The 23,496-nt window shown below is 66.3% G+C and carries 19 protein-coding genes; 13 read left to right on the top strand and 6 right to left on the bottom strand.

What is annotated here, in order from left to right; translation table 11 throughout:
* Nucleotides 1-84 precede the first annotated feature (84 nt).
* From ACHMXB_RS20500 to ACHMXB_RS20475, 6 genes are all read left to right on the top strand, one after another.
* A complete protein-coding gene (locus tag ACHMXB_RS20500; RefSeq protein ID WP_395401431.1) occupies nucleotides 85-813 on the top strand; it encodes a VOC family protein in 729 nt (242 codons plus the stop codon).
* 137 nt (nucleotides 814-950) lie between these two features.
* Nucleotides 951-1,490 (top strand): NUDIX hydrolase family protein, encoded by a 540-nt coding sequence (locus ACHMXB_RS20495; RefSeq protein WP_111902459.1) that lies wholly within the window; start codon nucleotides 951-953, stop codon nucleotides 1,488-1,490.
* Nucleotides 1,491-1,575: 85 nt separating this feature from the next.
* Nucleotides 1,576-2,694 carry a DUF6707 family protein gene (locus tag ACHMXB_RS20490; RefSeq protein ID WP_395401429.1) on the top strand — a complete coding sequence of 373 codons (1,119 nt, stop codon included), beginning with the start codon at nucleotides 1,576-1,578 and terminating at the stop codon, nucleotides 2,692-2,694.
* A gap of 91 nt (nucleotides 2,695-2,785) precedes the next feature.
* Nucleotides 2,786-3,511 (top strand): SRPBCC domain-containing protein, encoded by a 726-nt coding sequence (locus ACHMXB_RS20485; protein ID WP_395401427.1) that lies wholly within the window; start codon nucleotides 2,786-2,788, stop codon nucleotides 3,509-3,511.
* 33 nt (nucleotides 3,512-3,544) lie between these two features.
* Nucleotides 3,545-4,876, top strand: coding sequence for a tRNA guanosine(34) transglycosylase Tgt (gene tgt, locus ACHMXB_RS20480; RefSeq protein ID WP_395401425.1), 1,332 nt, complete (start codon nucleotides 3,545-3,547; stop codon nucleotides 4,874-4,876).
* Nucleotides 4,877-5,023: 147 nt separating this feature from the next.
* The gene (locus ACHMXB_RS20475; RefSeq protein ID WP_395401423.1) at nucleotides 5,024-5,965 is read left to right on the top strand and encodes a hypothetical protein; all 942 of its coding nucleotides are present in this window, start codon (nucleotides 5,024-5,026) and stop codon (nucleotides 5,963-5,965) included.
* 158 nt (nucleotides 5,966-6,123) lie between these two features.
* Here ACHMXB_RS20475 and ACHMXB_RS20470 read toward each other — a convergent pair whose 3' ends face one another.
* Both ACHMXB_RS20470 and ACHMXB_RS20465 read right to left on the bottom strand, forming a co-directional pair.
* Nucleotides 6,124-6,816, bottom strand: coding sequence for a queuosine precursor transporter (locus ACHMXB_RS20470; RefSeq protein ID WP_395401421.1), 693 nt, complete (start codon nucleotides 6,814-6,816; stop codon nucleotides 6,124-6,126).
* 295 nt (nucleotides 6,817-7,111) lie between these two features.
* Nucleotides 7,112-8,530: an MFS transporter gene (locus ACHMXB_RS20465; RefSeq protein ID WP_395401419.1), complete on the bottom strand. Its 1,419-nt coding sequence runs from the start codon at nucleotides 8,528-8,530 to the stop codon at nucleotides 7,112-7,114.
* A 398-nt stretch (nucleotides 8,531-8,928) separates the two neighbouring features.
* Between ACHMXB_RS20465 and ACHMXB_RS20460 the strand changes: the two genes are divergently transcribed.
* The 4 genes from ACHMXB_RS20460 (at nucleotide 8,929) to ACHMXB_RS20445 (ending at nucleotide 13,072) form a co-directional block, all read left to right on the top strand.
* Nucleotides 8,929-9,597, top strand: coding sequence for a response regulator transcription factor (locus ACHMXB_RS20460; protein WP_395401417.1), 669 nt, complete (start codon nucleotides 8,929-8,931; stop codon nucleotides 9,595-9,597).
* Nucleotides 9,594-11,093 (top strand): ATP-binding protein, encoded by a 1,500-nt coding sequence (locus ACHMXB_RS20455; protein ID WP_395401415.1) that lies wholly within the window; start codon nucleotides 9,594-9,596, stop codon nucleotides 11,091-11,093. Before ACHMXB_RS20460 ends, ACHMXB_RS20455 begins: the two co-directional genes overlap by 4 nt.
* A complete protein-coding gene (locus ACHMXB_RS20450; protein WP_395401413.1) occupies nucleotides 11,090-12,115 on the top strand; it encodes a TAXI family TRAP transporter solute-binding subunit in 1,026 nt (341 codons plus the stop codon). The genes ACHMXB_RS20455 and ACHMXB_RS20450 overlap by 4 nt, the downstream gene beginning before the upstream one ends.
* A gap of 84 nt (nucleotides 12,116-12,199) precedes the next feature.
* Nucleotides 12,200-13,072, top strand: a complete 873-nt coding sequence (locus tag ACHMXB_RS20445) for a hydroxymethylpyrimidine/phosphomethylpyrimidine kinase (RefSeq protein ID WP_395401411.1) — start codon at nucleotides 12,200-12,202, stop codon at nucleotides 13,070-13,072.
* A 29-nt stretch (nucleotides 13,073-13,101) separates the two neighbouring features.
* On the opposite strand, the gene ACHMXB_RS20440 is transcribed toward ACHMXB_RS20445, so the two are convergent.
* Entirely contained in the window at nucleotides 13,102-14,379 is a 1,278-nt protein-coding gene (locus ACHMXB_RS20440) for a serpin family protein (RefSeq protein ID WP_395401409.1), read from the bottom strand.
* Nucleotides 14,380-14,590: 211 nt separating this feature from the next.
* On the opposite strand from ACHMXB_RS20440, the gene ACHMXB_RS20435 reads away from it, so the two are divergent.
* Nucleotides 14,591-14,947: an iron chaperone gene (locus ACHMXB_RS20435; RefSeq protein ID WP_395401407.1), complete on the top strand. Its 357-nt coding sequence runs from the start codon at nucleotides 14,591-14,593 to the stop codon at nucleotides 14,945-14,947.
* Nucleotides 14,948-15,080: 133 nt separating this feature from the next.
* Here the strand turns inward: ACHMXB_RS20435 and ACHMXB_RS20430 are convergent, their stop codons facing one another.
* Nucleotides 15,081-16,829, bottom strand: coding sequence for a pyruvate dehydrogenase (locus ACHMXB_RS20430; RefSeq protein ID WP_395401405.1), 1,749 nt, complete (start codon nucleotides 16,827-16,829; stop codon nucleotides 15,081-15,083).
* Nucleotides 16,830-17,036: 207 nt separating this feature from the next.
* Complete coding sequence (locus tag ACHMXB_RS20425; RefSeq protein WP_395401403.1) at nucleotides 17,037-18,551, bottom strand: helix-turn-helix domain-containing protein; 1,515 nt, start codon at nucleotides 18,549-18,551, stop codon at nucleotides 17,037-17,039.
* A gap of 164 nt (nucleotides 18,552-18,715) precedes the next feature.
* On the opposite strand from ACHMXB_RS20425, the gene aceA reads away from it, so the two are divergent.
* Nucleotides 18,716-20,032 (top strand): isocitrate lyase, encoded by a 1,317-nt coding sequence (gene aceA, locus ACHMXB_RS20420; RefSeq protein ID WP_395401401.1) that lies wholly within the window; start codon nucleotides 18,716-18,718, stop codon nucleotides 20,030-20,032.
* 312 nt (nucleotides 20,033-20,344) lie between these two features.
* Nucleotides 20,345-22,015, top strand: coding sequence for a malate synthase A (gene aceB / locus ACHMXB_RS20415; protein WP_395401399.1), 1,671 nt, complete (start codon nucleotides 20,345-20,347; stop codon nucleotides 22,013-22,015).
* A 211-nt stretch (nucleotides 22,016-22,226) separates the two neighbouring features.
* Here aceB and ACHMXB_RS20410 read toward each other — a convergent pair whose 3' ends face one another.
* A complete protein-coding gene (locus ACHMXB_RS20410) occupies nucleotides 22,227-23,420 on the bottom strand; it encodes a CynX/NimT family MFS transporter (protein WP_395401397.1) in 1,194 nt (397 codons plus the stop codon).
* Nucleotides 23,421-23,496: the final 76 nt, after the last annotated feature.

Raw genomic sequence — 23,496 nt, 5'->3', positions numbered from 1 at the left:
GTGTTTCGCGATTCAAGACGTGGCATCATGGCCATGTCGGCGCCGTTTTCGAAGATCCTGGTGTTACGAGTTCGAGGAGAGAGCATGCTTCGTGTCCGTCCCATCCACTTTACGTCCCGGGTTGAACCCTGGGAGCGGCTCCTCACCGACCTGGGGATGATCAAGTCCACCGATGAGGGCTCCTGGCGGGAGTACGACGCCGGGGCGGGCCGGCTGGCGCTGCACCAGGCCGAGCCGGGCACGGCGGAGGACGGCGTCACGCACTTTGGCGTGGAGGTCGGTGACCTTGAGGAGTTTGCCCGGCGGACCAACCAGTCCGGCGCGGAAGCGGACACCTCCTCCGCCGAGCTCGTCCGGGCGGACCGCGGCGACTCCTGCCGGATCACGGGTGCGGACGGCTTCAGCTTCTTCGCGGACAAGGCCGCCCACGGGGCCAACTGCGCGGATGCGGATCCGGCACTCGCCGTGGTAGAGGTCTGGTTCAGCGAGGATGTGACCGCCGCCGCCCAGGCACTGCGGGACATCGGCGCGCGTTTCCGGCCGGTCCCGGACGACGACGAAACCGCCGACTTCACGGCCAAGAACGGCGGTGTCCTGATGGCCCGGCCCGGTACCGGCGCGGCGCACGCGGGGCTGGGGTTCGAGTACACCGGGGACCTTAGCGCCCTGCAGGACCGACTCTCTGCCGCGGGACACGACGTTACGCTGACCGAGGAGGCCTTCGGACGCACCCTGCATGTGCCGCACCCGGACAACGGCGGCGCGGCAGCCCAGCGGGCACCGCTCTGGATCTCGGCCCGGCGCCCGTCGTAGCCCCCCGCTCCCCTCGGCCCGGCGCCCGTCGTAGGGCGGCAAATCGAGGGGTGAGATCTCGTCGCTTTGGCCGCCTCTAAGCGGTGGAATCTCACGCCTCGGCGGCCGGACCTGTGGCAATGGGGTAAAAATGACTCATGAACGTGCGCACCCCTGACCCCAACCCCGGCTGGCTCTCGGACGAAGATCTCTTCGAAGCCCGAGGCAGGCTTCCGATGGTCTACGTGGAGGCGGTGCCGGTCCGGCTGGATCCACTCGGGTTCGTGAATGAGGTGGGCACGCTCCTGCAGGCGGACGAGGACGGCACCATGGTCCGGTCTCTCGTCTCCGGCCGGGTGCTCTACCGCGAGACCATCCGCGCCGCCCTGCTGCGGCACATGGAAAAGGACCTCGGCCCGCTGGCATTCCCCCAGCTCCCCATCAGCCCGGTGCCCTTCACCGTGGCCGAATACTTCCCCGCACCGTCCCACACCGGCTTCACCGACGACCGCCAGCACGCCGTGTCACTCGCCTACATCATCCCCGTCACCGGCGAATGCGACCCCCGCCAGGACGCACTGGAGCTGACCTGGATGACACCCCAGGAAGTGCTCAGCGACGGCGTGCAGCTCGAGTTTGCCGGCGGCCGCGGCGCCCTGGTGAAGCAGGCCCTGGCCTACGCCGGCGTCGGCAGCTGACGCCCGGGCGCCCGCGCCTCCCCGACTTCGCACCCTCGCCTTTGTAGACTGTTGGGCGGACCGCAAGAGAACTTAAGGACTCCCGATGAACCACCCTGCAGCTGCCAAGACCTTCCGTGAACAGCAGGCGGGCTCTCTGCGGGCGGGCGACCACCTGCTCCTGCCGGATGGCGAGCGGTCCGCGGAAATCCACAGCGTGGAAGTCGAAACCGATGATTTCGGCAGCCCCGCCATTATCCTTGCGACCCTCACCGGCGGCGGCACGCTGCGCATCGCTGCCGGCTCGTCCGTGCGGATCCCTGAACCCGCGGATGACGGCTTCCCCGCCCCGGAAGACGCCGTGAATGACGCTGCAAAGACCGCTGCCGTCGTCGATCGTGCCGCCACCGCAGACGGCGCTGCAACGGCGGACGGTGCCGCCCAAACGGCGAGCGCCCAAGCATCCGACGCCGGCACTCCCCTTTCCGTAGTCGGGGACTCCGTAGCGGGGAACCAAGCAGCCGGCGAGCCTGCGCGCACGGCGCCTGCCGCCGTCGTCGTGCCCCCACTGCCGTCCACCACTCCGGTGGTGATCGGCCCCAGCGCCGACGATCTTGCCCTCATCCCGGAGCCCTCCGGAACGCCTGAATCCGTGGTGGAAGCCGTGGCGGAGGCCCATCCGGACTCCAGCGGGGTGCAACTGCTGGCCGACAAGCTGGTCAAGGGCATCAACACCAAGTCCGGCAGTTGCCTGAAGGACCTGAGCGACCTCGCGCATGAGCTGTTCGTCATGCTCAAGGACGCCGAAGCCGCGCTGGCGGTCGCCGACCTGCTGAACGTGCTGCCCTTCGACGGCAACCCGGGCCGCTGGGGGTCGGTGGAGGCGTCGCTCGCGCTGTCCAGCTACGTGTGCCGCCAGACGGGGCAGAAGGACCGCGCCGCCGTGTATGAGAAGCTGCTCCGGGCACCGGACAACCAGGAGACGGACCCGTTCAAGGCGCGGATGCAGGCCAGGGTGCGCCAGCGCTCACTCAACGAGCCGAACCTGTACGACAAAGAGATCTTCCGCTCCATCGACAACTCCAACCATGAGGCGGAGCGCGAGTGGCGGCTGCTGCGCCTGGAATCGCTGCTGTTCCTGCGCGCCCACGGCGGATCGCAGACCATCAGCGGATCAGAACTGGAGCGGCGGATTGCGAACGAGCTGGAGTCCGTGCGGGCCTAAGCAGCTCCGGGCCTGCCCGGGGACGACTGAACCCGTTTTCGACCCGCATTTCCTCTAGCCCGGGTTGCACCCCAAGTTGTAGATTCAGGCCATGACGAACAATCTCAGCGTTGTGATCAATTCGGACGCGCCGCAGGTTTGGACGATGCTGCGCGAACCCTCGAAAATCGCGCAGTGGCATGGCTGGGAAGCTGATGAATTGGCGGCGGAAATCAATGAAATCTACTTCGGCAAAAATGTGGTCGAGGGCCCGGACCACACCGCACTGACGGTCGACGGCGGCGACGTCTTCACGCTGAAACCCGTGCCCACCGGGACAGAGGTCAGTGTCACCCGCGCAGGCGTGGACCACAACTCGGAATGGGCCGCGTGGGACGAGGACATCACCCAAGGATGGCTCATCTTCCTGCAGCAGCTGAGGTTTGCGCTGGAGCGCCATCCCCACGGCAAGCGCCGGACCTGCTATTTCTCCGTCCCCGGCAGCGGCGGGTCCGCCATCGAGAAACTCGGGCTCAAGGACATCCCCGCGCCCGGCGAAGAGTATTCCCTGACCCTGGGCACCGGCGAGGAAGTCTCGGGCAGGGTCTGGCACAAGACCAACCACCAGGTGGGGCTCACCGTACACAGTTACGCCGAGCACGGTGAGGGCCTGCTGATCGTGGCCGACCAGCCCGTGATTCCCGAGAAAAGGCCCGACGGCGGATCGCTGGTGATCCTCTCGCTGTACGATCTCGGCGCGAACAGCATGGAGACCATCCGCTCGCTGTGGGACGACTGGCGCTCTGAGAACTACCCCACATCAGAACCCCTCCAGTAAGAGTCCCCGGCTGCTAGCTGGGACACTTGAACAGTGCCAGCCAATCCTGAACCGTCCCTTCCGCCTGCACCGCTTTCCCCCTCTGCACCGGTGCCGGCCGCCCGCCAGTCGGAGTTCTCCTTCCGGGTGGGCAAGCGGCTCACTGAAACATGCAGCCCCGCCCCGGAACAGGAGAGCGCCAACGGAGGCGGGTTCCTGGGCCGGACCGGCACCATCACCACCCCGCACGGGGAGATCCAGACGCCGGCCTTCATCGCCGTCGGCACCAAAGCCACAGTGAAATCCGTGCTTCCCGAGTCCATGGCCGAACTCGGCGCCCAGGCCCTGCTGGCCAACGCCTACCACCTGTACCTGCAGCCCGGCCCCGAAATCCTGGACGAAGCCGGCGGCCTGGGCGCCTTCATGAACTGGCGCGGTCCCACCTTCACGGATTCCGGCGGCTTCCAGGTGATGAGCCTTGGCTCGGGGTTCAAGAAGGTCATCGACATGAAGACGGTGCCGGTGGCGGATACCGCCGTCCCCGACGACGCTGTGGCGCCGGGCAAGGAGCGGCTGGCCCATGTGGACGAGGACGGCGTGTGGTTCAAGAGCCACCTCAACGGGGACCGCCACCGCTTCTCGCCCGAGATCTCCATGCAGGTCCAGCATCAGATCGGCGCAGACATCATGTTCGCCTTCGACGAGCTCACCACGCTGCAGAACTCGCGGGGCTACCAGGAGGAATCGCTGGAGCGCACCCGGCGCTGGGCTTTGCGGTGCATCGAGGAGCACTTCCGGCTCACTGACGAACGCCTGGGCAAGCCGTACCAGGCGCTGTTCGGCGTAATCCAAGGCGCCCAGTACGAGGACCTGCGCCGCAAGGCCTGCCGCGACCTCGGTGCCATGGCCTTCGACGGCTACGGGATCGGCGGTGCCCTCGAGAAGGAGAACCTGGGCACCATCGTGCGCTGGTGCAACGAGGAACTGCCGGAAAACAAGCCACGGCATCTGCTCGGCATCTCCGAGCCGGACGACATCTTCACGGCCATCGAGAACGGCGCCGACACCTTCGACTGCGTCTCCCCCACCCGCGTTGCCCGCAACTCGGCGTTCTACACGCCCGACGGCCGCTTCAACCTGTCCGGCGCCAAGTACAAGCGCGACTTCGGCCCGCTGCAGGACGGCTGCGACTGCTACGCATGCCTGAACTATTCGCGCGCGTACATCCACCACCTGTTCAAGGCCAAGGAGATGCTCTCCGCCACGCTCATCTCCATCCACAACGAGCGCTTCGTAGTGAAGATGGTGGACGACGCCCGGCTCGCCATCGACTCCGGCGACTTCTTCGAGTTCAAGGCCGAGACCCTGGGACGCTACTACTCCTAGGGCCCGTGGCGCGCCGCCGAACTCGCCGGAAACGTGCGGGGCCGCCGAAACGGAACGGCGGCCCCGCAGCTTTCCGGCGGTTTCGCGTTTTCCACATAATGACAGCGGCATCTCGCCTGTGTTGGCGCGACCCCCGAAGCTAGGGCCATGCGTTCAAACAACTCCCCTGACCTCCCCCCAACCGGCAACCTATGGCGCACCGACGAGCTGACGGATCTTGGCTATGGCTCGCGGTCCATCAAATCCCTGCTGAAGTCGGGATCCCTGGTTCGGCTACGGTACGGCTGCTATTTACGCGCCAGCGTGTGGAACGCCCAATCCGCAGGCGTCCGCAGCCGGCAGCTCATCTACGCACACGCGCACGGAACACGAACAACGTCGACCGGCCAGTTTGCATACAGCCACACCTCCGCAGCACGCCTGCACCGTCTCTATCTCTGGAAAGTAGATGACCTGATCCACCTTCTGCAGCGGATGAATCCGTCGAGTGAGCGCCACGGCAGAGACGTTAGGTGCCATACCCGGCCCTTCTCCGACGACGAGATAGTGACACTGGACGGACTCCGCGTGACTTCTTTGGAACGGACCGCCGCCGATTGCGCCATAATGCTGGCATACCGGCAGTCATTGATCGTTATGGACCACGCGCTCCGGCTGGGCGCTGACCGCAACCTGCTGCAGAAAATGGCGGATGCGCTGGACGGCAGGCGCGGTGTCCGTACGTTCCGCCGTGCGCTGGAGAACGCGGACCCCCGTTCAGAGTCGCCCGGCGAAACACTCACCCGGGAACTGATCCTCCGGCTCAGGATCACCCCGCCCACGCCGCAGGTTGAGGTTGCGAGCGCGCTTGGCCGGCATCGCCTCGACTTCGCCTGGAAGAAGGAGAAAGTGGCCTTGGAGGTCGACGGCAAGGTCAAGTACTTCGATTTCAAACCCACCGACGAAGTCCTTTACCAGGAGCGGCAGCGGGAGAATGCCCTGACGGAGGAGGGCTGGAAGTTCCTTCGGATCACATGGAAGGATCTGTTCAACGAGTCACGGTTTAAGTATCGCGTGCTCCAGGCCCTAGCAGGCCGACCAGCCGCCTGAGCCACCGGGCCGCCCCCTGCGCTACTGGCCCGCTTCCGATCTGCGGCGCCGCGCCGAACTGGCCGGAGGCCCGCGAAGACGCCGAAACGTTCCGGCTAGCCCGCACCTTTCCGGCGGTTTCGGCGCAGAAGCTATCGATGCGGCGGCGCAGGGCCGGACTAGGCGTAGCTCGGTTCGCGCTTCTTGACCCAGCCGATGGCCAGGGTTGTCACGGGAACAAAGAGGAACTCCACGAGGGTCTTGTAGAGGAAACCCACCAGCACATAGTTCACAAACATGCCGAAGTCACTGATGCCGATGACCGAGGCCGCGATGCTGCAGAAGATCAGGGTGTCCACGAATTCGCCTGCCACCGACGAGCCCATGATGCGCGCCCACAGTGACTTCTCCCCGCTGCGCGCCTTCATCCTGACCAGGATCCAGGAGTTGATGGTCTGCCCGGCGAAGAACGCCAGAAGCGAGGCCAGCACGATCTGCGGAACCGGGCCGATGGCGCCTTCGAGGGCGGACTGCTTGGCGGTGCCGAACTCGTCGTCGAAGCCGGGCAGCGCAATGATCACCCAGTAGCAAAGCGAGGCGAAGACGGACAGGGCAAACGTGGTGACAATGGCTTTCCGGGCCACCTTGAAGCCGTAGACCTCACTGATGACGTCGCCCAGGATGTACGCCAGCGGGAACAGGAAAAAGCCGCCGTCCGTGACGATTGGGCCGAATGCCACGCCCTTGGAGGCACCGATGTTGGACAGAATCAGCACCACGGCCATGACGGCGAGCATGATTCCGAAGTAGGGGGAGCCGACCGAGGCGAATTTCAGCGCTGCCTTCGGCACGGAGGACTGGGCGGTGGTCATGGGAGTTCCATTCGTAGTGGTTCGCTCGGCTGCCTGCCTCCCGAGGAAAGGGTTTGGCAGCCGGCTGTATTAGCACTGGACGGGTCCCGCCGGCTGGCCGCCGAAACCGCCCTCCATTCTCCCACCAATGCCAGCTCCTGTGTCCCACCATTGCAGGCACGTTGAAGGCCGGGCTGGAGGGTCCCACTGACGTACGGAAAAACCCCAAGAACGACGGCGGGCGGCCGGCTTCCGGAACCGAAGTCCCGTAGCCGGCCACCCGCCGTCGCGTTGTTGTGTTGACCGCCAGCGGAGGTCAGGCGTTGACGAAGTCCTCGTCGTCATCCTTGCGCACGGCGCTGGATGCAGCCGTGCCGGACCAGGCATGGCCCTGTTCGCGGTCCAGGTGCGTGGTCTTCTTGTTCTTCAGCGCGAAGATGTAGACCAGAAGGGACACACCGATCGCGACGGTGACGTAGGTGAAGAAGAGGTCCACCTGGTCCGATTTCTGCAGCGCCGCGCCGATCAGCGGGACAGTGCCACCGAACAGCGAGTTGGCAATGGCATAGCCCAGGCCCACGCCAAGCGCGCGGATGGATGCCGGGAAGAGCTCGGCCTTCACGAGGGCGTTGATGGACGTGTAGCCGCCCACGATCAGCAGGCCGCCCATCATCAGCAGGAACGCCGTGAACGGATCCTTGGTGCCGGCCAGGGTGGAGAGCAACGGCCAGGTGAAGAGCACGCCGGTGATGCCGAACCAGAGAAGCAGCGGCTTGCGGCCCACCTTGTCGGAAATGATGCCGTACACGGGCTGGAGCAGCATGAAGATGAACAGCGCCCAGAAGTTGATCACGGACGTGTCCGTCTTGGCGATGCCGGACGTATCGTTCATGAACTTCAGGATGAAGTTGGTGTAGGTGTAGAAGGCAACGGTGCCGCCCAGGGTCACGCCGATGCAGATCAGCAGCGGCTTCCAGTGCTGGGTGAACAGGAGCCTGAGGGTGCCGGGCTGGGCCTGTCCGGCTGCGGCAGGAGCCTTGGCCGCCTGGACCTGTTCCGCCGAAACCGTCTCCTCCATGGAGCGCCGCAGCCACAGGACCACCAGCGCCGCAACGCCGCCGATGGCGAACGGGATGCGCCAGCCCCATTCCTTCAGCAGTCCGTCGCCCAGGGAGTTCTGCAGGATCACAAGAACCAGCAGGGCCAGCATCTGGCCGCCAACCAGGGTCACGTACTGGAAGCTGGAGAAGAAGCCGCGGCGCTTGGAGGTGGCGGCCTCGGACATGTACGTGGCGCTGGTGCCGTATTCGCCGCCCACGGAGAAGCCCTGCAGCACGCGGATGAGGATCAGCAGGACCAAGGCCCAGATCCCGATGACGTCCTTCGTCGGGAGGACCGCAATCGCGAAGGACCCCGCGGACATCAGGGTCACGCTGAGGGTCAGGGCCGCCTTCCGCCCGTTGCGGTCGGCGTAGCGTCCGAAGAACCAACTGCCGATGGGGCGCATGAGGAACGACGTCGAGAAGACCGCCATGGCTTCCAGTCCGGCCTGGAGCTCGTCCTTGGAATTGAAGAAGTGTGCCTGGAAGTACGCCGCGAAGACTGTGTAGACGTAGAGGTCGTACCACTCCACGAGGTTGCCGGCGGAGCCTTTGAGGATGTTGCCGACCGCCCGGCGGGTTTGTGCTGCTTCGCTGGGTGCCGCGCTGTGGGGCGCGGCGTGCTGGGTGCTCATCAATGAACCTTCCTGGTCGGTGCCACCGTCGGCGTCCGAGGTGCGAAATGGGTGTCCTGCCGGAATCCTGCTCCGGGCTTCCCTGAGTCTGTGCGGCGTTGGGGGTCCTCAGCCGAGTGCCCCGAACCGGTCGCCTTGCCGGCAGATACTGCAAGAGGACACCTGCCAACTTATGCGTGATCCTTGGCACATCCAACGTGGAGAGGCATTTCCTAACACTTCCTTAGGAATTGGAAACTGCCGACGGCGGCGGGTCGTCTTTGCACTTCACCCAACGGCATCGAAGGCACTCCCGTCATCCTGCCAAGGCAGCAACAAGGCGAAATCCGCGGACAAGGAGTAATGTCCAAACGGACTCCGATGTCCGCCAACAGCAACGAAGGCAGAGGAAACAGGCAATGCGCGTGCTCATCGTCGAGGACGACGACGCGATGGCGTCGGCCCTCGAGGCGGCCGTCGTATCCGCAGGCCACAAACCACATCGTGTGTCCCGCGGTGCGGACGCATTGCTGGTCCACCGCGAACACGAAGTCATCCTTCTGGACCTCGGGCTTCCGGACATGGACGGCCTCGAGCTCCTGCGGAAGCTTCGCCAGGTTACGGGCTGCCCCATCCTCATCCTCACTGCACGCGACGACGAGCGAAGCGTGGTCTTGGGCCTCCGCTCCGGCGCTGACGACTACCTGGTCAAGCCGGTAAAGCTGGTGGAACTCCTCGCTCGGATTGAAGCGGTGACACGACGGGCGGGCCGCGGCGGCCCGGAGAGGTCCCACAGCATTGTCCTGGGCGAACTCGACGTCGACCTCGACCGGCGGGTGGCTGCCATAGGATCCCGGGTCCTCTCACTGACGGCAACGGAATTCGATCTCCTGGCCCTGCTGGCCCGGAACGCCGGCTCCGTGGTGACCCGCGAACAGATCCTCGATGCCCTGTGGGGTGATGCTTTCCTGGCCTCGTCCCGGGCCCTGGATGTGCACCTCACCGGGCTGAGGTCCAAGCTGCAGATGCCGGGCTTCATCATCAACGTCCGGGGCGTGGGATACCGGGTCGAAGCGGATCAAACGTGAAGCGCCGGGTCCTGGGCATCCTGAGCCTGTTCGCCCTGGTGATGGTGCTGGCGATCTCCACCGCCATCCTCACCTCGGCTGGCCGGGAGCTGACCCAGGAAGTCCAGATCAATCGCGTCTCGGGACTCAACCGGTTTGCCCAGGTTGCGTACGACGCCTCGCAAAGCGGCGACACGACGCAGCTCCGGCGCGAGATGGATCGATACTCCAGCCTTTACGGCGAGGGCATCATCGTTCGACTGCAGGAGGCCTCCACGGTGCAGTCCGGAGGGCTTACCCCGGACCGCCCCGACGTGCGGGATGCGATCTCCCGGGCCAGCTTGAACCTCAATGACACAACGCTTGAGCCGTTGCAGCCGTTCGGCTCGGGCAGAGCACTTATTTCGCGCTCGTTCGGCAGCGCAAGCCAGGTGCTGGGTGAAGCCGTCCTCGAAGTGGACCTCGGGCCGGCACGGCAGAAGCTTCGCGAACGCTGGCTGCTGGTGGGCCTGGGCGCGGCCGGACTTTCGGCGGTCCTGCTCCTGGGGGCGCTCCGCGCCACAGGATGGGTGATCCGGCCGGTGCTGCGGTTGAACTCGGCGGTAGCGGAACTGGAGGCCACCGGCAGGGCCGCGCGGCTTCCCGAAGCCGGGCCACCCGAACTCAAGGAACTGAGCCGTTCCTTCACCAAAATGGCCGAGACAGTGAGCAGCAGCACCGAGTCCCAGCGTCGGCTCATTGCCGACACCTCCCACCAGCTCCGCAACCCCATCGGCGCGCTGCGGCTGCGGATCGACCTGCTGCAGCTGGAACTCCGGACCGACGCTGAACGGGCCAAAGCAGCGGGGGTCGTGAAGGAACTCGAGCGCGTGGAGGAGATCCTGGACGACGTCCTGAAGTTGGCCACCGCCGAGCACCGGGCTTCCGAGGGTGCGGCCAACGAAACTTTGAGACCGGGTGCGCGCGGCACCGTGCAGCCCATCGATCCGTACCCCGTGCTGCAGGAGGAAGTGGACCGGGCACGCCCCGCCGGCGAATCCGTCGGCTCGCGCATCGTTTTGGCTGCTCCTCCGGAACCGCCACTGGAGCTTCGCTGCAGCGCCGCCGAGCTCGCCCAGATGGTGGGTGAACTGATCACCAATGCCATCAAGTACGCCCCCGGGGCCACCATTACGGTGGAGGCCCGCCCGCTGGGCGCCTCAGTGGTGGTAGAAGTGTCCGACGACGGCCCTGGGCTGCCGCCCGAAGAGCTCGGCGCTGCAGCCACGCGGTTTTGGCGCTCCCCGAGCCACGGCAACATCCGGGGCACGGGACTGGGAATGACCATTGTGGACCGGCTGGCAGGTGCGAACGGGGGACGCCTGACGCTTCGGGGACGCGATCCGCACGGTCTCCGTGCAATCTTGGAATTTCCCGCCGCCCGGGCAGCAACTACCGCTCGGGCACCAGAAATGGACGGCGGCGCCGGAGCGACTCCTGCGGCGGGCGCTGCTGTCCAGGACCGACGGCGACCATGAGACCGGCAACGCAGGACCCAGTGGGCCGGCGCGGAGTCCTGAAGTCCGGACTGGGCCTGGTCCTCGGGGCCGCTGGCCTCCCGGGCATGGCCGCATGCACTGCGTCACCCGGCCCGGCCAGGGTCACCGTGGCCGGCGGCGAAGCCGGCGGCTTCTACCTCGAGTTCGCCGCACTCCTTGCCGAGTCGCTCCAGCGCCACGGAATCGCCCAACGCGCAGAAGCCCTGACCACCGGCGGCAGTCTTGACAACATAAAGCGACTAGTCGCTGGCGAGGCAACGTTCGCCGTCGCACTCCTCGACGCCGCAGCGCAGCAGGCAGGTGTGCATTACCCGGCCGCGCCGGAGACCGGTCCGGAGCAAACTGTGGACCAGCCCGCCGGGGTGATGGTCGCCGTCGGAAAGGTCTACGAAAACTATGTCCACTGCCTGGTGCGGCGGGACAGCGGAATCGGGAACTACCGCCACCTCACGGGCAGGAGAATCGGGATTGGTGAGGCGGGGTCGGGAACATCGCTGACGGCCCGCAGGATCCTGGAAGTGTCGGGGCTGGCGGGCTCGGCCAGGGCCGTTACGGAAGTCAATCTGGGTCTCAACGACGGGCTGGCCGCGCTCCGAAGGAAAGCCGTGGACGCGCTGTTCTGGTCGGGCGGTGTTCCGACAGCCGCCATCACGAAGGCGAACGACGAGCCGGGGCTTCGGTTGCTCGACCTGTCCAGCCTGGTCCGGCCCCTTCGCGACCGCTTCGGTGCTTTCTACGACCGTGTCCTGATTCCCGGAAGCGGCTACCCGGGAGCCGGGTCCGTCTGGACCGTGGGCGTGGCGAACCTCCTGCTGTGCCGTGGCGACCTTGACGGCGGCATCGTGAGGAACACTGTCAGGCTGCTGGTCGATCATGCCGACGAGCTCGTTCCCCGGTCCAGCCTCGGCGTTCAGTTCCTGAGCCCGGACACCCTGATCAACACGGCGGATCTGCCCCTGCATCCCGCTGCGGCGGAGGCCTACCGCACGCTGCATGGTTAGGCAGGGCCCCCAGCTGCGGCCGGCTTCGGGCCATGGCGCTGCTCCCAGGGCATGCAGGCTCCCGGGGCATGGCAGGATGGAATGATGACTTCTGTTGCTTCTGAAAACCTTTCCGGGGCGAACCCGGCCGCCGGGACGGCTCCCGCCGTTGTCCTGACCATCGCCGGCTCGGAGGCGACGGGCGGTGCCGGGGCCCAGGCCGACCTGAAGACCTTCCAGGAACTGGGCGTTTTCGGCATCGCCAACCTCACGTGCATCGTCTCGTTCGACCCGAAGAATGACTGGAACCACCGCTTCGTGCCCGTGGACCAGGAAGTCATCGCGCACCAGCTGGAGGCGACGACGGCGGCCTACGGTCCCGCTTCCGGCGCACCTTCCGTGCTGGACACGGTGAAGATCGGCATGCTGGGCAGCCCGGCCACGATTTCGACCGTGGCCTCCGCACTGGCCGCGGGTGCGTTCAGCAATGTTGTCCTGGACCCGGTGCTGATCTGCAAGGGCCAGGAGCCGGGCCACGCGCTGGACACTGACCAGGCACTCAAGGCCCAGATCCTGCCGCTCGCCACGTTTGTCACGCCCAACCACTTCGAGGCGGAGTCGCTGTCCGGCCTGGAGATTACCGACGTCGACTCCCTCAAGGCCGCGGCAGTCCGGATCCAGGAGCTGAGCGGAGCCGCGGTGCTGGCCAAGGGCGGCGTGCGCCTGTCCGGGCCCGACGCCGTCGACATCTTCTATGACGGCGAAACCCTCGAGGTCCTCACCGCCCCGAAGGTGGGAGAGGTTGCCGTCTCCGGCGCCGGCTGCTCGCTCGCAGCGGCAGTGACGGCCGAGCTGGCGAAGGGCGCTTCGCCGCTGGAGGCAGCGCGCACGGCCAAGAACTTCGTCACCGCCGGCATCCGCAACCGCGTGGCCTCGGGCGCCCCGTTCGAAGCTCTCTGGCAGGGCGGCCCGCGCTAAGTCTGGGTGGGTCAGGAGCCAGGGGCGGGTCAGGAGCGGGGGTCGGCCACTGTTCCCATGAACAGCGGCAGCCCGGTTTCGACGTGCACGATCTGGTAGTGGAACGGCCTGTCGAAATCGATGGTGTGCTCGGGCTGGGGCGGCGCGCCGGTGACCATGCCGTTGATCTGGGTTACCGCGGCAGCCACGGTTCCTTTCTCGGCCACCGTGATGTTTGCCGCCTGCGCCGCCTGCGTGATGGTCATTCTCGCCTGGATCGCGTTGAAGTCCTCAGTGGTGGTGAGCGTCTTATGCAGTCCGGCGGCTTCCAGGACCTGGCGCAGGTCGAAACTGCATTTGTGGTCCCAGCGGGGCAGCTGGATCTGCACCGTCTCCAGAGGTGCGGTGTCCATGGCATCCGCGATTTCCGTGAGTTCAGGCGCCCTGAATGAGGCATCGGAGTCGGTGGCTTCCGGCAGGACCAGGCGCATCACGAAACCCTCGGCATACGGCAGGTCCACGGCCCGCCAGCGAGTGCCTTCCGCATACTTCATCTCCAGCAGGTTATGCATGGCGGGGACGTCGATTTCCTCTTCCCCGCCCGTGGTGAAGGGCATGTCCGAGGTGTCACTCGGGTCAAACGGGGTCTGCCAGGCTGCCGCAAAGTACAGGGCGTTGAGCAGGCTGAAGGTGTTCCGGGGATTATACTTCGCCGGCGCCTGCTTGACCCGGCCGCCCGTGTTGCTGTCCACCCAGGCGTCGATTGCGGGCTTGGTGGCGCCCTCATCACTGAAATCGACCGGATACACTCCCGTCCCGTAGTGCCTCGCCAGCGTGCCGAGGAATGCCTCGCCGGTTGGCACGTCCTTGTCCACGAACAATCCGTTGGCGGCATGCATGACAGGCTGCCGCGGCGGGTTGTCCTCGTCCACGGCGCCGGGGTCGCCGTCGAACGTCGCCAGGGACGCGAGCAGCGCGTTCATGGCCTCATCGCGCTTCTCCGCAGGGAACCCCACAACACTGTCCAGCTCGGCAGCGGCTTCCCCGGCTGCACCGGCGCGAAGCATCGCAAGGGCAACCAGCAGGCTTCCGGGCGAGGACACCACGTTCCCGCCTGCACCGTCCCCGCCGTCGGCCAGCAGTGCCTGGCCGAGCCCAAGGGCGGAGTCCCGGAAAGCACGGAATTCAGCGGCGTAGGCCGTTCCATCCACTGAAACCCGCTCCACGCCGTCGGCCTTCACCAGTCCCGGTGCCGGCGCCGAACACGCCGCCGCAAGCGCCACCGCGGCCGAGGCCGCCATCATCGTCGCCATTCGAATCCTGTTCATTGCAGTCCTCGGATCATCCGCAGAACACCGTATGTGGTCAGTCAACCAGTGGGGTCCGACAGTAACGATGCCCGGCCGGTCACGGTTTGCCGTCGGTTTGGTCTCACCCGTCCGGCGCTCTATCAGTTTCCGCAACGTTTTCGGCAACGCGCTCTCGTTCCTGCGCAGGCGTATCCTCGAGGCATCCCGGCGGATCGTGGAGGAGCACAGCATGGCCCAGCCTTTCGAGAGCGTTGATGACTACATCGTGCAGTTTCCCGCCGACGTGCAGGACGTCCTCCAGGAGGTTCGGCGCCGGTGCCGCGCTGCCGTGCCGGGTTCCGGCGAAACGATCAGCTATGGCATCCCCACGGTCACCCTCGACGGCAAGCATGTGGTCTATTTCGCGGGGTGGGCGCACCACATTTCGGTCTATCCGGTGCCGGCCGGCGACGATGCCTTCCAGGCTGAGATAGCGCCCTTTCGGGCCGCCAAGGGCACGCTCAAGTTCCCCCTCGGCAAGCCGCTCCCCTACGATCTCATCGAAAGGACGGCGGCCTTTCTGGCCGCCGAACGCCGGGCGCGGTAACCACCGTCGGTGCCGGCCGCCGTCGAACGTGTACGACGCCGGGACCGGACGACGGCGGGAGGGCCCGCCGGCCGTCTTGGGCACCGTCCGCCCTCGGCGCCGTCCGCCCGGCGCACGTACCGGTGAGCCGCTACTACCGCCGCGGAATGTTCCGGAGGTTGCTGCGCGCCATGCTCACGGCCTCGCCGGCGCCACGGTTGAGGACCACCTTGGACATGGCGGTGGCGAACCCGAGGACCTGCGAGCCGGTGATTTTCGGCGGGATCGACAGTGCCTTCGGATCCGTGATGAGCTCCACCAGCGACGGCCCCGGATGGGCGAAGGCCTCACGGTACGCGTCCTCAATCCGGCCCGGATCCGTGACGCGCACTGCGTGGAAGCCGAGGGCGCTGGCCACGGCGGCGTAATCGGCGTCGGGCACGTCCACACCGAAGTCCGGCAGGCCGTCCACCAGCATCTCCAGCTTGACCATGCCCAGGGTGGAGTTGTTGAAGACCACTACGTTGACCGGCAGCCGGTGGGCGGCAACGGTGATGAGCTCACCGAGCAGCATGGACAGCCCGCCGTCGCCCGACACCGAAATGACCTGGCGCCCCGGGTACGCCACCTGCGCGCCGATCGCGTGCGGCAGCGCGTTCGCCATCGAGCCGTGCAGGTACGAGCCGATCAGCCGGCGTGTGCCCAGCGGGTTGATGTAGCGGGCGGTCCACACGTTGCACATGCCCGTGTCCGCGGTGAAAACGGCGTCCTCAGCTGCCACCTGGTCCAGCAGGGACGCCGCATATTCGGGATGGATCGGCTGCTTCTTTTCCACCTTGCGGGTGTAGGCCCCCACAGCCTTGTTCATGAGCCGGTCGTGCTTCTTGAGCATCTGGTTGAGGAAACGGCGGCTCTTCTTGGGCGCCAGCAGGGGCATCAGCGCGTTGAGGGTGGGCAGCAGGTCGCCGTGGACGGCGATGTCGACGTCGGTCCGCCGGCCCAGCCTGTGGGCGGCGCGGTCCACCTGGGCGGTGCGGGTCCCCGGCAGGAACTGGTCGTAGGGGAAGTCGGTGCCCAGCAGGAGGAGCAGGTCCGCGTCCTCGATCCCTTCCGCCGCGGCGCCGTAGCCCAGCAGCCCGGTCATGCCGATGTCGTACGGGTTGTCGTACTGCAGAAAGTCCTTGCCCCGCAGGGTGTGCCCGACCGGCGCGCCGATCAGTTCCGCGAGCGCCATCACCTCGTCATGGGCGCCCTGCGTGCCCGCCCCGGCGAAGATGGCAACCTTGCCGGCCGCATTGATGGCATCGGCGAGCTCCCTGACGCTTTCGGCGTCAGGCGTCAGGGTTGCGGGCCGGAACTTTGCCGGCAGCGGCGTCTGGCCGGTGGCCTCCAGCCCGGCGATGTCACCGGGAAGGGTCACGACGGCGACGCCGCCCAAGGCGACGGCGTGCTGGATGGCGCTGTGCATCACCCGGGGCGCCTGTTCCGCCGTGCTGATGAGCTCCGAGTAGACGGAGCATTCGTTGAAGATCCGGTCCGGATGGGTTTCCTGGAAGAAGCCGCTGCCGATCTGCTTGCTGGGGATGTGCGAGGCGATGGCCAGAACCGGGGCGCCGGAGCGGTTCGCGTCGTAGAGGCCGTTGATCAGGTGCAGGTTGCCCGGGCCGCACGAACCGGCGCACACAGCAAGTTTTCCTGTCAGCTGGGCTTCGGCTGCGGCGGCGAAGGCTGCAGCTTCCTCGTGCCTGACATGGATCCAGTCAATGCCGCCCTGCTGCGAACCGCCTGTCTGGCGGACGGCGTCGACTATCGGGTTGAGGCTGTCCCCGACGATTCCGTAGATCCGTTGGACGCCGGCGGCCTGGAGTTGTTCGATGAGCTGGGTGGCAAGTTCCTTGGCCATGGGTGCACGCTCCCGCAATCAGGTGGTGGGCTGACAAGGGCCAATATAGTCCGCCGACCTTGGCGCGGGGTTCAGGGTGGCGTTCGGCCGCGTTCTGGCGGTGGGCTGTTCCTTCCCGTTTTCCGCATACGTGTCTGCCACCGCGTCACATCAGGGCGACCAGAAACCGGAACCGGGCAGCCGGCAGGACCTGCAGGAGCGTTCGGCCTAACTCCCCGAGTGGGCCTGCAGGAACGTGTACACCTCGGTCTCGTCCACGCCGGGGAAGGCACCCGGGGGCATGGCTGCGAGGAGGTGGGAGTGGGCCCGGGCAGAAGGCCACGCATTGCCCGCCCACTCTGACGTCAACGCGGCCGGCGGCCGTTTGCAGCAGTTGGGGTCGGGGCAGTTGGACGTTGCCCGGGCCGTCGTCTCCCGGCCGCGGAACCACTTCACGTGCTGGTAGGGGACCCCGATGCTCAGCGAGAACTGCCCGCTGGCCGACCGGTCCGTGCGGGCGGTGCACCAGTACGTGCCCGACGTTGTGTCCGTGTACTGGCTATAGGCGCTGAACTTGTCCGGCACATCGAATACGGCGCGGGAGGTCCAGGCCTTGCAGGACGGCTGCCCCTCGATCGCACCCGTGTGGTCCTGCGGAAAGTTCACGCCGTCGTTCTCATACGCCTTGTAGATGATCCCGCTCTGGTGGGTCTTCTGGAAATGCGTGGTGATGCCCAGGTGCTTGGTGGCCAGATTGGTGAAACGGTGGGCCGCGGTCTCGTAGGACACGGCGAATGCGTCCCGGATGTCCTCCACCGCGATCTCCTTCGCGGCCTTCGCTTTTTGCAAAAATTCCACGGTTGCCTGCTCAGGCAGCAGGAGCGCCGCCGCAAAATAGTTGGTCGCCACCCGCTGGGCCAGGAAATCGCCGTAGTTGCGGGGCGTTTCATGGCCCAGGACGTAGTGGCCCAAGGCCTGCAGGAGCACCGAGCGGGGGTCGTGGTCCTGCCGCTCGCTCTGCGTCAGATAAATTTTGCGGTTCTTCAAATCCGTCACCGAACGGGTGGAATGCGGCAAGTCGCCCACGTGGTGGAGGGTGAAACCGAGGTTCTCAGCGATGTCGGCAATGACGTGCTGGCTGAGCGGACCAGTGGTGTAGCCGACTCCCTTGAGGACCTTCTGAGCCTCCGCCTCATACTCCGGGAAATAGTTGCCGCGCTCACGCATCATGGCACGCAGCTCGCCGTTCGCGCGGCGGGCCTCCTCCGGCGTCGCCACCTGCTCGTTCATCTTGCGTTCGAGCTCGTGCAGCAGCCCCACCTGCGCCTCCAGGACATCCATCGGCAACCGCGAACTGATGCGGATTTTGGGCAGGTTCAGCGACTCGTAGAGGGGGCCCCGCTGGTAGCGCTCGAGCTCAATTTCCAGGCCCGCCCGGCGGCTGGGCGGTTCGGCTCCAAGCAACTGGTCGATGCTGACATTGAGCGCCGTTGCCAGGTGCTGCAGCAGGCCGAGTTTGGGTTCCCGCTTGCCGTTCTCAATCAGGCTCAGCTGGCTCGGTGCGGTGCCGACGGCGGCACTTAGGCCATCCAGCGTCAGGCCCGCCTGCTTGCGCAGATGGCGGACACGGCGACCGAGCGAGATAACGTCCAGCTCCGCCGTCGGCTGCGGTGACGACGGCTGCAAAACTTCCCTGTTCCAGCTTGAAGGTGACATTTCTGAAGAATACGTGAAGAAGTGCATTTCTTTCCACACTTTTCCCCTAGAAAGGTGTTGGAAAGTGCAGAAAAGTAGGTGTCACGGAAAGAAACACCACCGGAAAAGCCGGCCGGAGCTGCAAAGGCGCAGCGAAGGTCGGGCCGGAAACTATCACCCGGAATGGCCCGGGAGCTAACAAGGAGACGAAGATGACTGCAGCATTTGAGCCCACCCAGCAGACGCCTGAACAGCAGGCCGCCGCACTGGAGCTCGAGTGGGCTGCCAACCCGCGCTGGGAAGGTGTGACCCGTGACTACAAGGCAACGGACGTCGTCCGCCTCCGCGGCCGTGTCTCCGAGGAGCACACCCTGGCCCGCCGCGGCTCCGAAAAGCTGTGGAAGCAGCTCACCGAGGAGCACAAGACCGGCAAGTACACCAACGCCCTGGGCGCCCTGACCGGCAACCAGGCCGTGCAGCAAGTCAAGGCCGGCCTGCGCGCCATCTACCTCTCCGGCTGGCAGGTCGCTGCCGACGCCAACAACTCCGGCCACACCTACCCGGACCAGTCCCTGTACCCGGCCAACTCGGTTCCCACAGTGGTCCGCCGGATCAACAACGCCCTGCTCCGTGCGGACCAGATCGAGTTCTCCGAAGGTGTCCAGACCGTTGAGGACTGGCTGGTCCCGATCGTTGCCGACGCCGAGGCCGGCTTCGGCGGACCGCTGAACGCCTACGAACTCATGAAATCCATGATCCAGGCCGGCGCCTCCGGCGTGCACTGGGAAGACCAGCTCGCCTCGGAAAAGAAGTGCGGCCACCTCGGCGGCAAGGTCCTGATCCCCACCCAGCAGCACATCCGCACCCTGAACGCGGCCCGCCTGGCCGCCGACGTCGCCGGCACCCCCACGGTCGTCATCGCCCGCACCGACGCCGAAGCGGCAACCCTGATCACCTCCGACGTCGACGAACGCGACCAGGAATTCATCACCGGCGAACGCACCCCGGAGGGCTTCTACAAGGTCCGCAACGGCATCGAACCCTGCATCGCCCGCGCCAAGGCCTACGCCCCCTACTCCGATCTCATCTGGATGGAAACCGGCACCCCGGACCTGGAACTGGCCCGCAAGTTCGCCGAAGCCGTCAAGGCCGAGTTCCCGGACCAGATGCTTTCCTACAACTGCTCGCCCTCGTTCAACTGGCGCAAGCACCTGGACGACGCCACCATCGCCAAGTTCCAGCGCGAACTCGGCGCCATGGGCTTCACGTTCCAGTTCATCACCCTGGCCGGATTCCACGCCCTGAACTACTCGATGTTCGATCTCGCCCACGGCTACGCCCGCGAAGGCATGAGCGCCTACGTCGAACTCCAGGAAAAGGAATTCGCCTCCGAGTCCCGCGGCTACACCGCAACCAAGCACCAGCGCGAAGTCGGCACCGGCTACTTCGACGACATCTCCACTGCGCTCAACCCGAACGCATCCACATTGGCCCTCGTGGGATCCACAGAAGAAGGCCAGTTCCACTAGTCCCCGGCCGCCCCCCTCCGCTCGCAAGCTCGCGAGGGAACCCGGCGGCCGTGGGCCCTTCATCGCCAAAGGTGAGCTGTCAAAATCGCTCACCGGAAGGCACGACGGCGGCCGGCACCCAGGTGCCCATGCCTCGGGCCGAAAAGGTGATCCGGAAGCGTGCGTAAAAGGGGCTCCATGCCCCGGCTCGGCTGAGCTCTGCGAGGCCCTTGCCGGGCATGGGGAATAGCACGCGGAGGATTGCCTTTTTCGGCCCTCCCGCACCAGCCGCCACACCGCCGTCAACTTGCTTCTTCTGAGGAGAGATTTGAAATGAACAGCTTCACCGACAACTTCACCATCAACGGCATCACACTGACTGCTCAGCCCATATGCCGGCAGGGCGAGGTTCTCACTCCGGATGCTTTGGGCTTCATCGCTAAGCTGCACAAGGCGACGGCGGGGCGGCGCGAGGAACTGCTCCGGGCCCGGCGGGCACGGCGTGACGACATCGCCCGGGGCCAGGATCCGCGTTTCCTGCGGGAGACCGAGTCCGTCCGCAACGACCCGCACTGGCGGGTGGCTCCTCCGGCACCCGGTCTGGAGGACCGGCGCGTGGAGATCACCGGCCCGGTGGACAAGAAGATGACCATCAACGCCCTGAACTCCGGTGCCAAGGTCTGGCTGGCGGACATGGAAGACGCCTCCACGCCTTCGTGGCGCAACGTCATCCAGGGCCAGCTGAACCTCACGGACGCGCTGGAGCGCCGGATCGATTTCACCTCGCCGGAAGGCAAGGAATACAAGCTCAGGGCGGCCGAGGACCTGCCCACGATCGTGGTCCGCCCCCGCGGCTGGCACCTGCCCGAGAAGCACATGCTCATCAACGGCGAACCGATCGCCGGCGGCATTGTGGACTTCGGCCTGTACTTCTTCCACAATGCCCGCCGCCTGCTGGCCCAGGGCAAGGGCCCGTACTTCTACCTGCCGAAGATCGAAAACCACCTCGAGGCCCGGCTCTGGAACGACATCTTCATCCTCGCCCAGGACCTGCTCGGCATCCCGCAGGGCACCATCCGCGCCACGGTGCTGATCGAAACCATCACCGCCGCATTCGAGATGGAAGAAATCCTGTACGAACTCCGCGACCACGCCGCAGGCCTGAACGCCGGCCGCTGGGACTACATCTTCTCCCTGATCAAAAACTTCCGCACCCGCGGCCCGCGCTTCGTCCTGCCGGACCGCGGCCAGGTGACCATGACCGCCCCGTTCATGCGGGCCTACACCGAACAGCTCGTGCGCGCGTGCCACAAGCGTGGCGCCATGGCTATTGGGGGCATGGCCGCCGCCGTTCCCAACCGCAAGGATCCCGAAGCGAACGCCAACGCCATCGAGAAGGTCCGTGCGGACAAGACCCGCGAAGCAGCCGACGGCTTCGACGGCTCCTGGGTGGCACACCCGGACCTGGTTCCCGTGTGCCGCGAGGTGTTCGACGGCACCCTCGGCGACCGCCCCAACCAACTGGACCGCCTGCGCGAAGACGTCACCCCGGACGACCGCGCCCTGATCAACGTGGCCGCCACCCAGGGCACCATCACCGAACAGGGCATCCGGAACAACATCGAGGTAGGCATCCGCTACATCGAATCCTGGCTGCGCGGCAACGGCGCAGTCGCCATCCACAACCTGATGGAGGACGCCGCCACCGCGGAGATCTCCCGCTCGCAGCTGTGGCAGTGGATCTACTCCCGCGCCATCACGGACCACGGCGAGATCATCAGCCGGGAATGGGTCGAGGAGATGCTGGACGAGGAGTTCGCCCGGCTGGAGCGCTTCGACGGCGACCGCTTCACCGATGCCCGCGACATCTTCGAGGAGGTCACGCTGAGCGACAAGTTCCCCAGCTTCCTCACGGTTCCCGCCTACGCCCGGTACCTGCACGAGGCCCGCGAGGGCATCGACGCCACGGCCGAGGCCATTGAGGACGAGCTCGTCGCCGCCTAGTCCACGCCGGCAGAACAAGGCACAGATTTCCGCCCGCCGGGCCGCCACGCCCTTCGCAACAGGCACCCCCGAAGGCCGGGGAGGCGGCCCGGCAGCGGAACCACCCACATAGCGCGAACTGGCAGCTAATGACCCCAAAACCCAGGTTTGAGGGCGTTAGCTGCCAGTTCGCGCTATGAGGTTAAGGGGAAGTAAGACGGCGGGACCGCGCCTAGCGCTGGCGGGGCACCTTCCGTACGGACAGCGTGGTTGAAATGACGAATGCCAGCACGGATCCGAGGATCACCAGCAGCGGCATGGACCAGGTCCCCGAGGAGCTGTGGACGTAGCCCACCACAGTCGGAGACAGCGCCGCGACGCCGTAACCCACACCCTGGACGATCGCCGAGATCCGGCCCGCGGACGCCTGGTCCCGTGCGAGCTTGATGATCGCGATGAAGATGAGGGTGATGCCGCCGCCCTGCGCCACTCCCCCGAGAGAAGAGCACAGCCACCACAGCTGGGGAACGAACAACAGCCCCAGCGGAACGGTCAGCCACATGGCACCCAGGGTGACGGCAACCGCCGTCGTACTCATGAACCGGGCCGCAAGCGGCACACCCAGGCCGCCCGCGATGGCCATGATTTGGAACAGTGAAGAGCCTGCTCCCGCCGCTGCGGGCGTCATGCCGAGTTCATCGGACAGCAGGGTGGGCAGCCAGGCGGTCACCCCGTAGTAGGAAATGGCCTGGCCGGCGAACCCGACCGTCAAACCCACCGTGATCCAGCGCGACGCCGGCCGGCCGGCAGCGGGCGGGCCGCCCGTACCGTCGTCGGCTGCCGGGAGGAAGGCCCGGCGCCCGGTCGCGAAAATCCAGAATCCGACGGCCGCGATGGCGAAGGCCGCCGAGCCTGCAATGGCCGCCCGCCAGCCGGCCAGCTCGGCCAGCGGCGCCGTGACCACGGAAGTTACGAACGAACCCACGTTCAGGGCAGCGGTGTAGATGCCCATGGCAGTCCCCTGGCGCCGCGGCGAGAAGTCCCGCCGGATGATGAGCGGCACCGCGATGTTACCCACGGTGATGGCCAGGCCCAGGATGACGGTACCCGCCATCACCATCGCCCCGCCGCCCGCCGAACGGACCGCCACGCCGGCGAGCACGCCCGCGAGCGTGAGGGTGATGGCCAGTTCCGCACCAAGCCGGCGCCCGGCGAGCGAGGCAAGGGGCGCTGCGAGCGAGAAGCACAGCACCGGAATCCCCGTCAGCAGGCCCAGCTCAACGGGTGTGAACCCCAACTCCTGTTGCATCGGGCCCAGCACCGGCGCCACCGCCACGAAGGGGCCCCGCATGTTGAGGGCGATGAGGCCGATGCAGGCGAGCAGGATCCAGCTGCGGGGAACCTTCGTTCCGATCGTGTCCCTCATAGGGCGCGGAGGGCAGGGTGCTGGAAGCGGGCATGGGGTTTCATCACCCTCATTGCTATCACGCGGCGCCCCTACT

The sequence above is a fragment of the Arthrobacter sp. UC242_113 genome, from assembly GCF_044054585.1.
Lineage (GTDB): Bacteria > Actinomycetota > Actinomycetes > Actinomycetales > Micrococcaceae > Arthrobacter.
This window is presented reverse-complemented; position numbering and strand designations above follow the sequence as displayed.

Excerpts from the sequence above, each read along its gene's own strand:
- ACHMXB_RS20485 (WP_395401427.1), top strand. The coding sequence starts at position 2,786 with ATGACGAACAATCTCAGCGTTGTGATCAATTCGGACGCGCCGCAGGTT.
- ACHMXB_RS20440 (WP_395401409.1), bottom strand. The coding sequence starts at position 14,379 with ATGAACAGGATTCGAATGGCGACGATGATGGCGGCCTCGGCCGCGGTG.
- ACHMXB_RS20470 (WP_395401421.1), bottom strand. The coding sequence starts at position 6,816 with ATGACCACCGCCCAGTCCTCCGTGCCGAAGGCAGCGCTGAAATTCGCC.
- ACHMXB_RS20475 (WP_395401423.1), top strand. The coding sequence starts at position 5,024 with ATGCGTTCAAACAACTCCCCTGACCTCCCCCCAACCGGCAACCTATGG.
- ACHMXB_RS20450 (WP_395401413.1), top strand. The coding sequence starts at position 11,090 with ATGAGACCGGCAACGCAGGACCCAGTGGGCCGGCGCGGAGTCCTGAAG.
- ACHMXB_RS20490 (WP_395401429.1), top strand. The coding sequence starts at position 1,576 with ATGAACCACCCTGCAGCTGCCAAGACCTTCCGTGAACAGCAGGCGGGC.
- ACHMXB_RS20465 (WP_395401419.1), bottom strand. The coding sequence starts at position 8,530 with ATGAGCACCCAGCACGCCGCGCCCCACAGCGCGGCACCCAGCGAAGCA.
- ACHMXB_RS20410 (WP_395401397.1), bottom strand. The coding sequence starts at position 23,420 with ATGAGGGACACGATCGGAACGAAGGTTCCCCGCAGCTGGATCCTGCTC.
- ACHMXB_RS20445 (WP_395401411.1), top strand. The coding sequence starts at position 12,200 with ATGACTTCTGTTGCTTCTGAAAACCTTTCCGGGGCGAACCCGGCCGCC.
- ACHMXB_RS20460 (WP_395401417.1), top strand. The coding sequence starts at position 8,929 with ATGCGCGTGCTCATCGTCGAGGACGACGACGCGATGGCGTCGGCCCTC.
- aceA (WP_395401401.1), top strand. The coding sequence starts at position 18,716 with ATGACTGCAGCATTTGAGCCCACCCAGCAGACGCCTGAACAGCAGGCC.
- ACHMXB_RS20425 (WP_395401403.1), bottom strand. The coding sequence starts at position 18,551 with ATGCACTTCTTCACGTATTCTTCAGAAATGTCACCTTCAAGCTGGAAC.
- aceB (WP_395401399.1), top strand. The coding sequence starts at position 20,345 with ATGAACAGCTTCACCGACAACTTCACCATCAACGGCATCACACTGACT.
- ACHMXB_RS20495 (WP_111902459.1), top strand. The coding sequence starts at position 951 with ATGAACGTGCGCACCCCTGACCCCAACCCCGGCTGGCTCTCGGACGAA.
- ACHMXB_RS20500 (WP_395401431.1), top strand. The coding sequence starts at position 85 with ATGCTTCGTGTCCGTCCCATCCACTTTACGTCCCGGGTTGAACCCTGG.
- ACHMXB_RS20430 (WP_395401405.1), bottom strand. The coding sequence starts at position 16,829 with ATGGCCAAGGAACTTGCCACCCAGCTCATCGAACAACTCCAGGCCGCC.
- ACHMXB_RS20435 (WP_395401407.1), top strand. The coding sequence starts at position 14,591 with ATGGCCCAGCCTTTCGAGAGCGTTGATGACTACATCGTGCAGTTTCCC.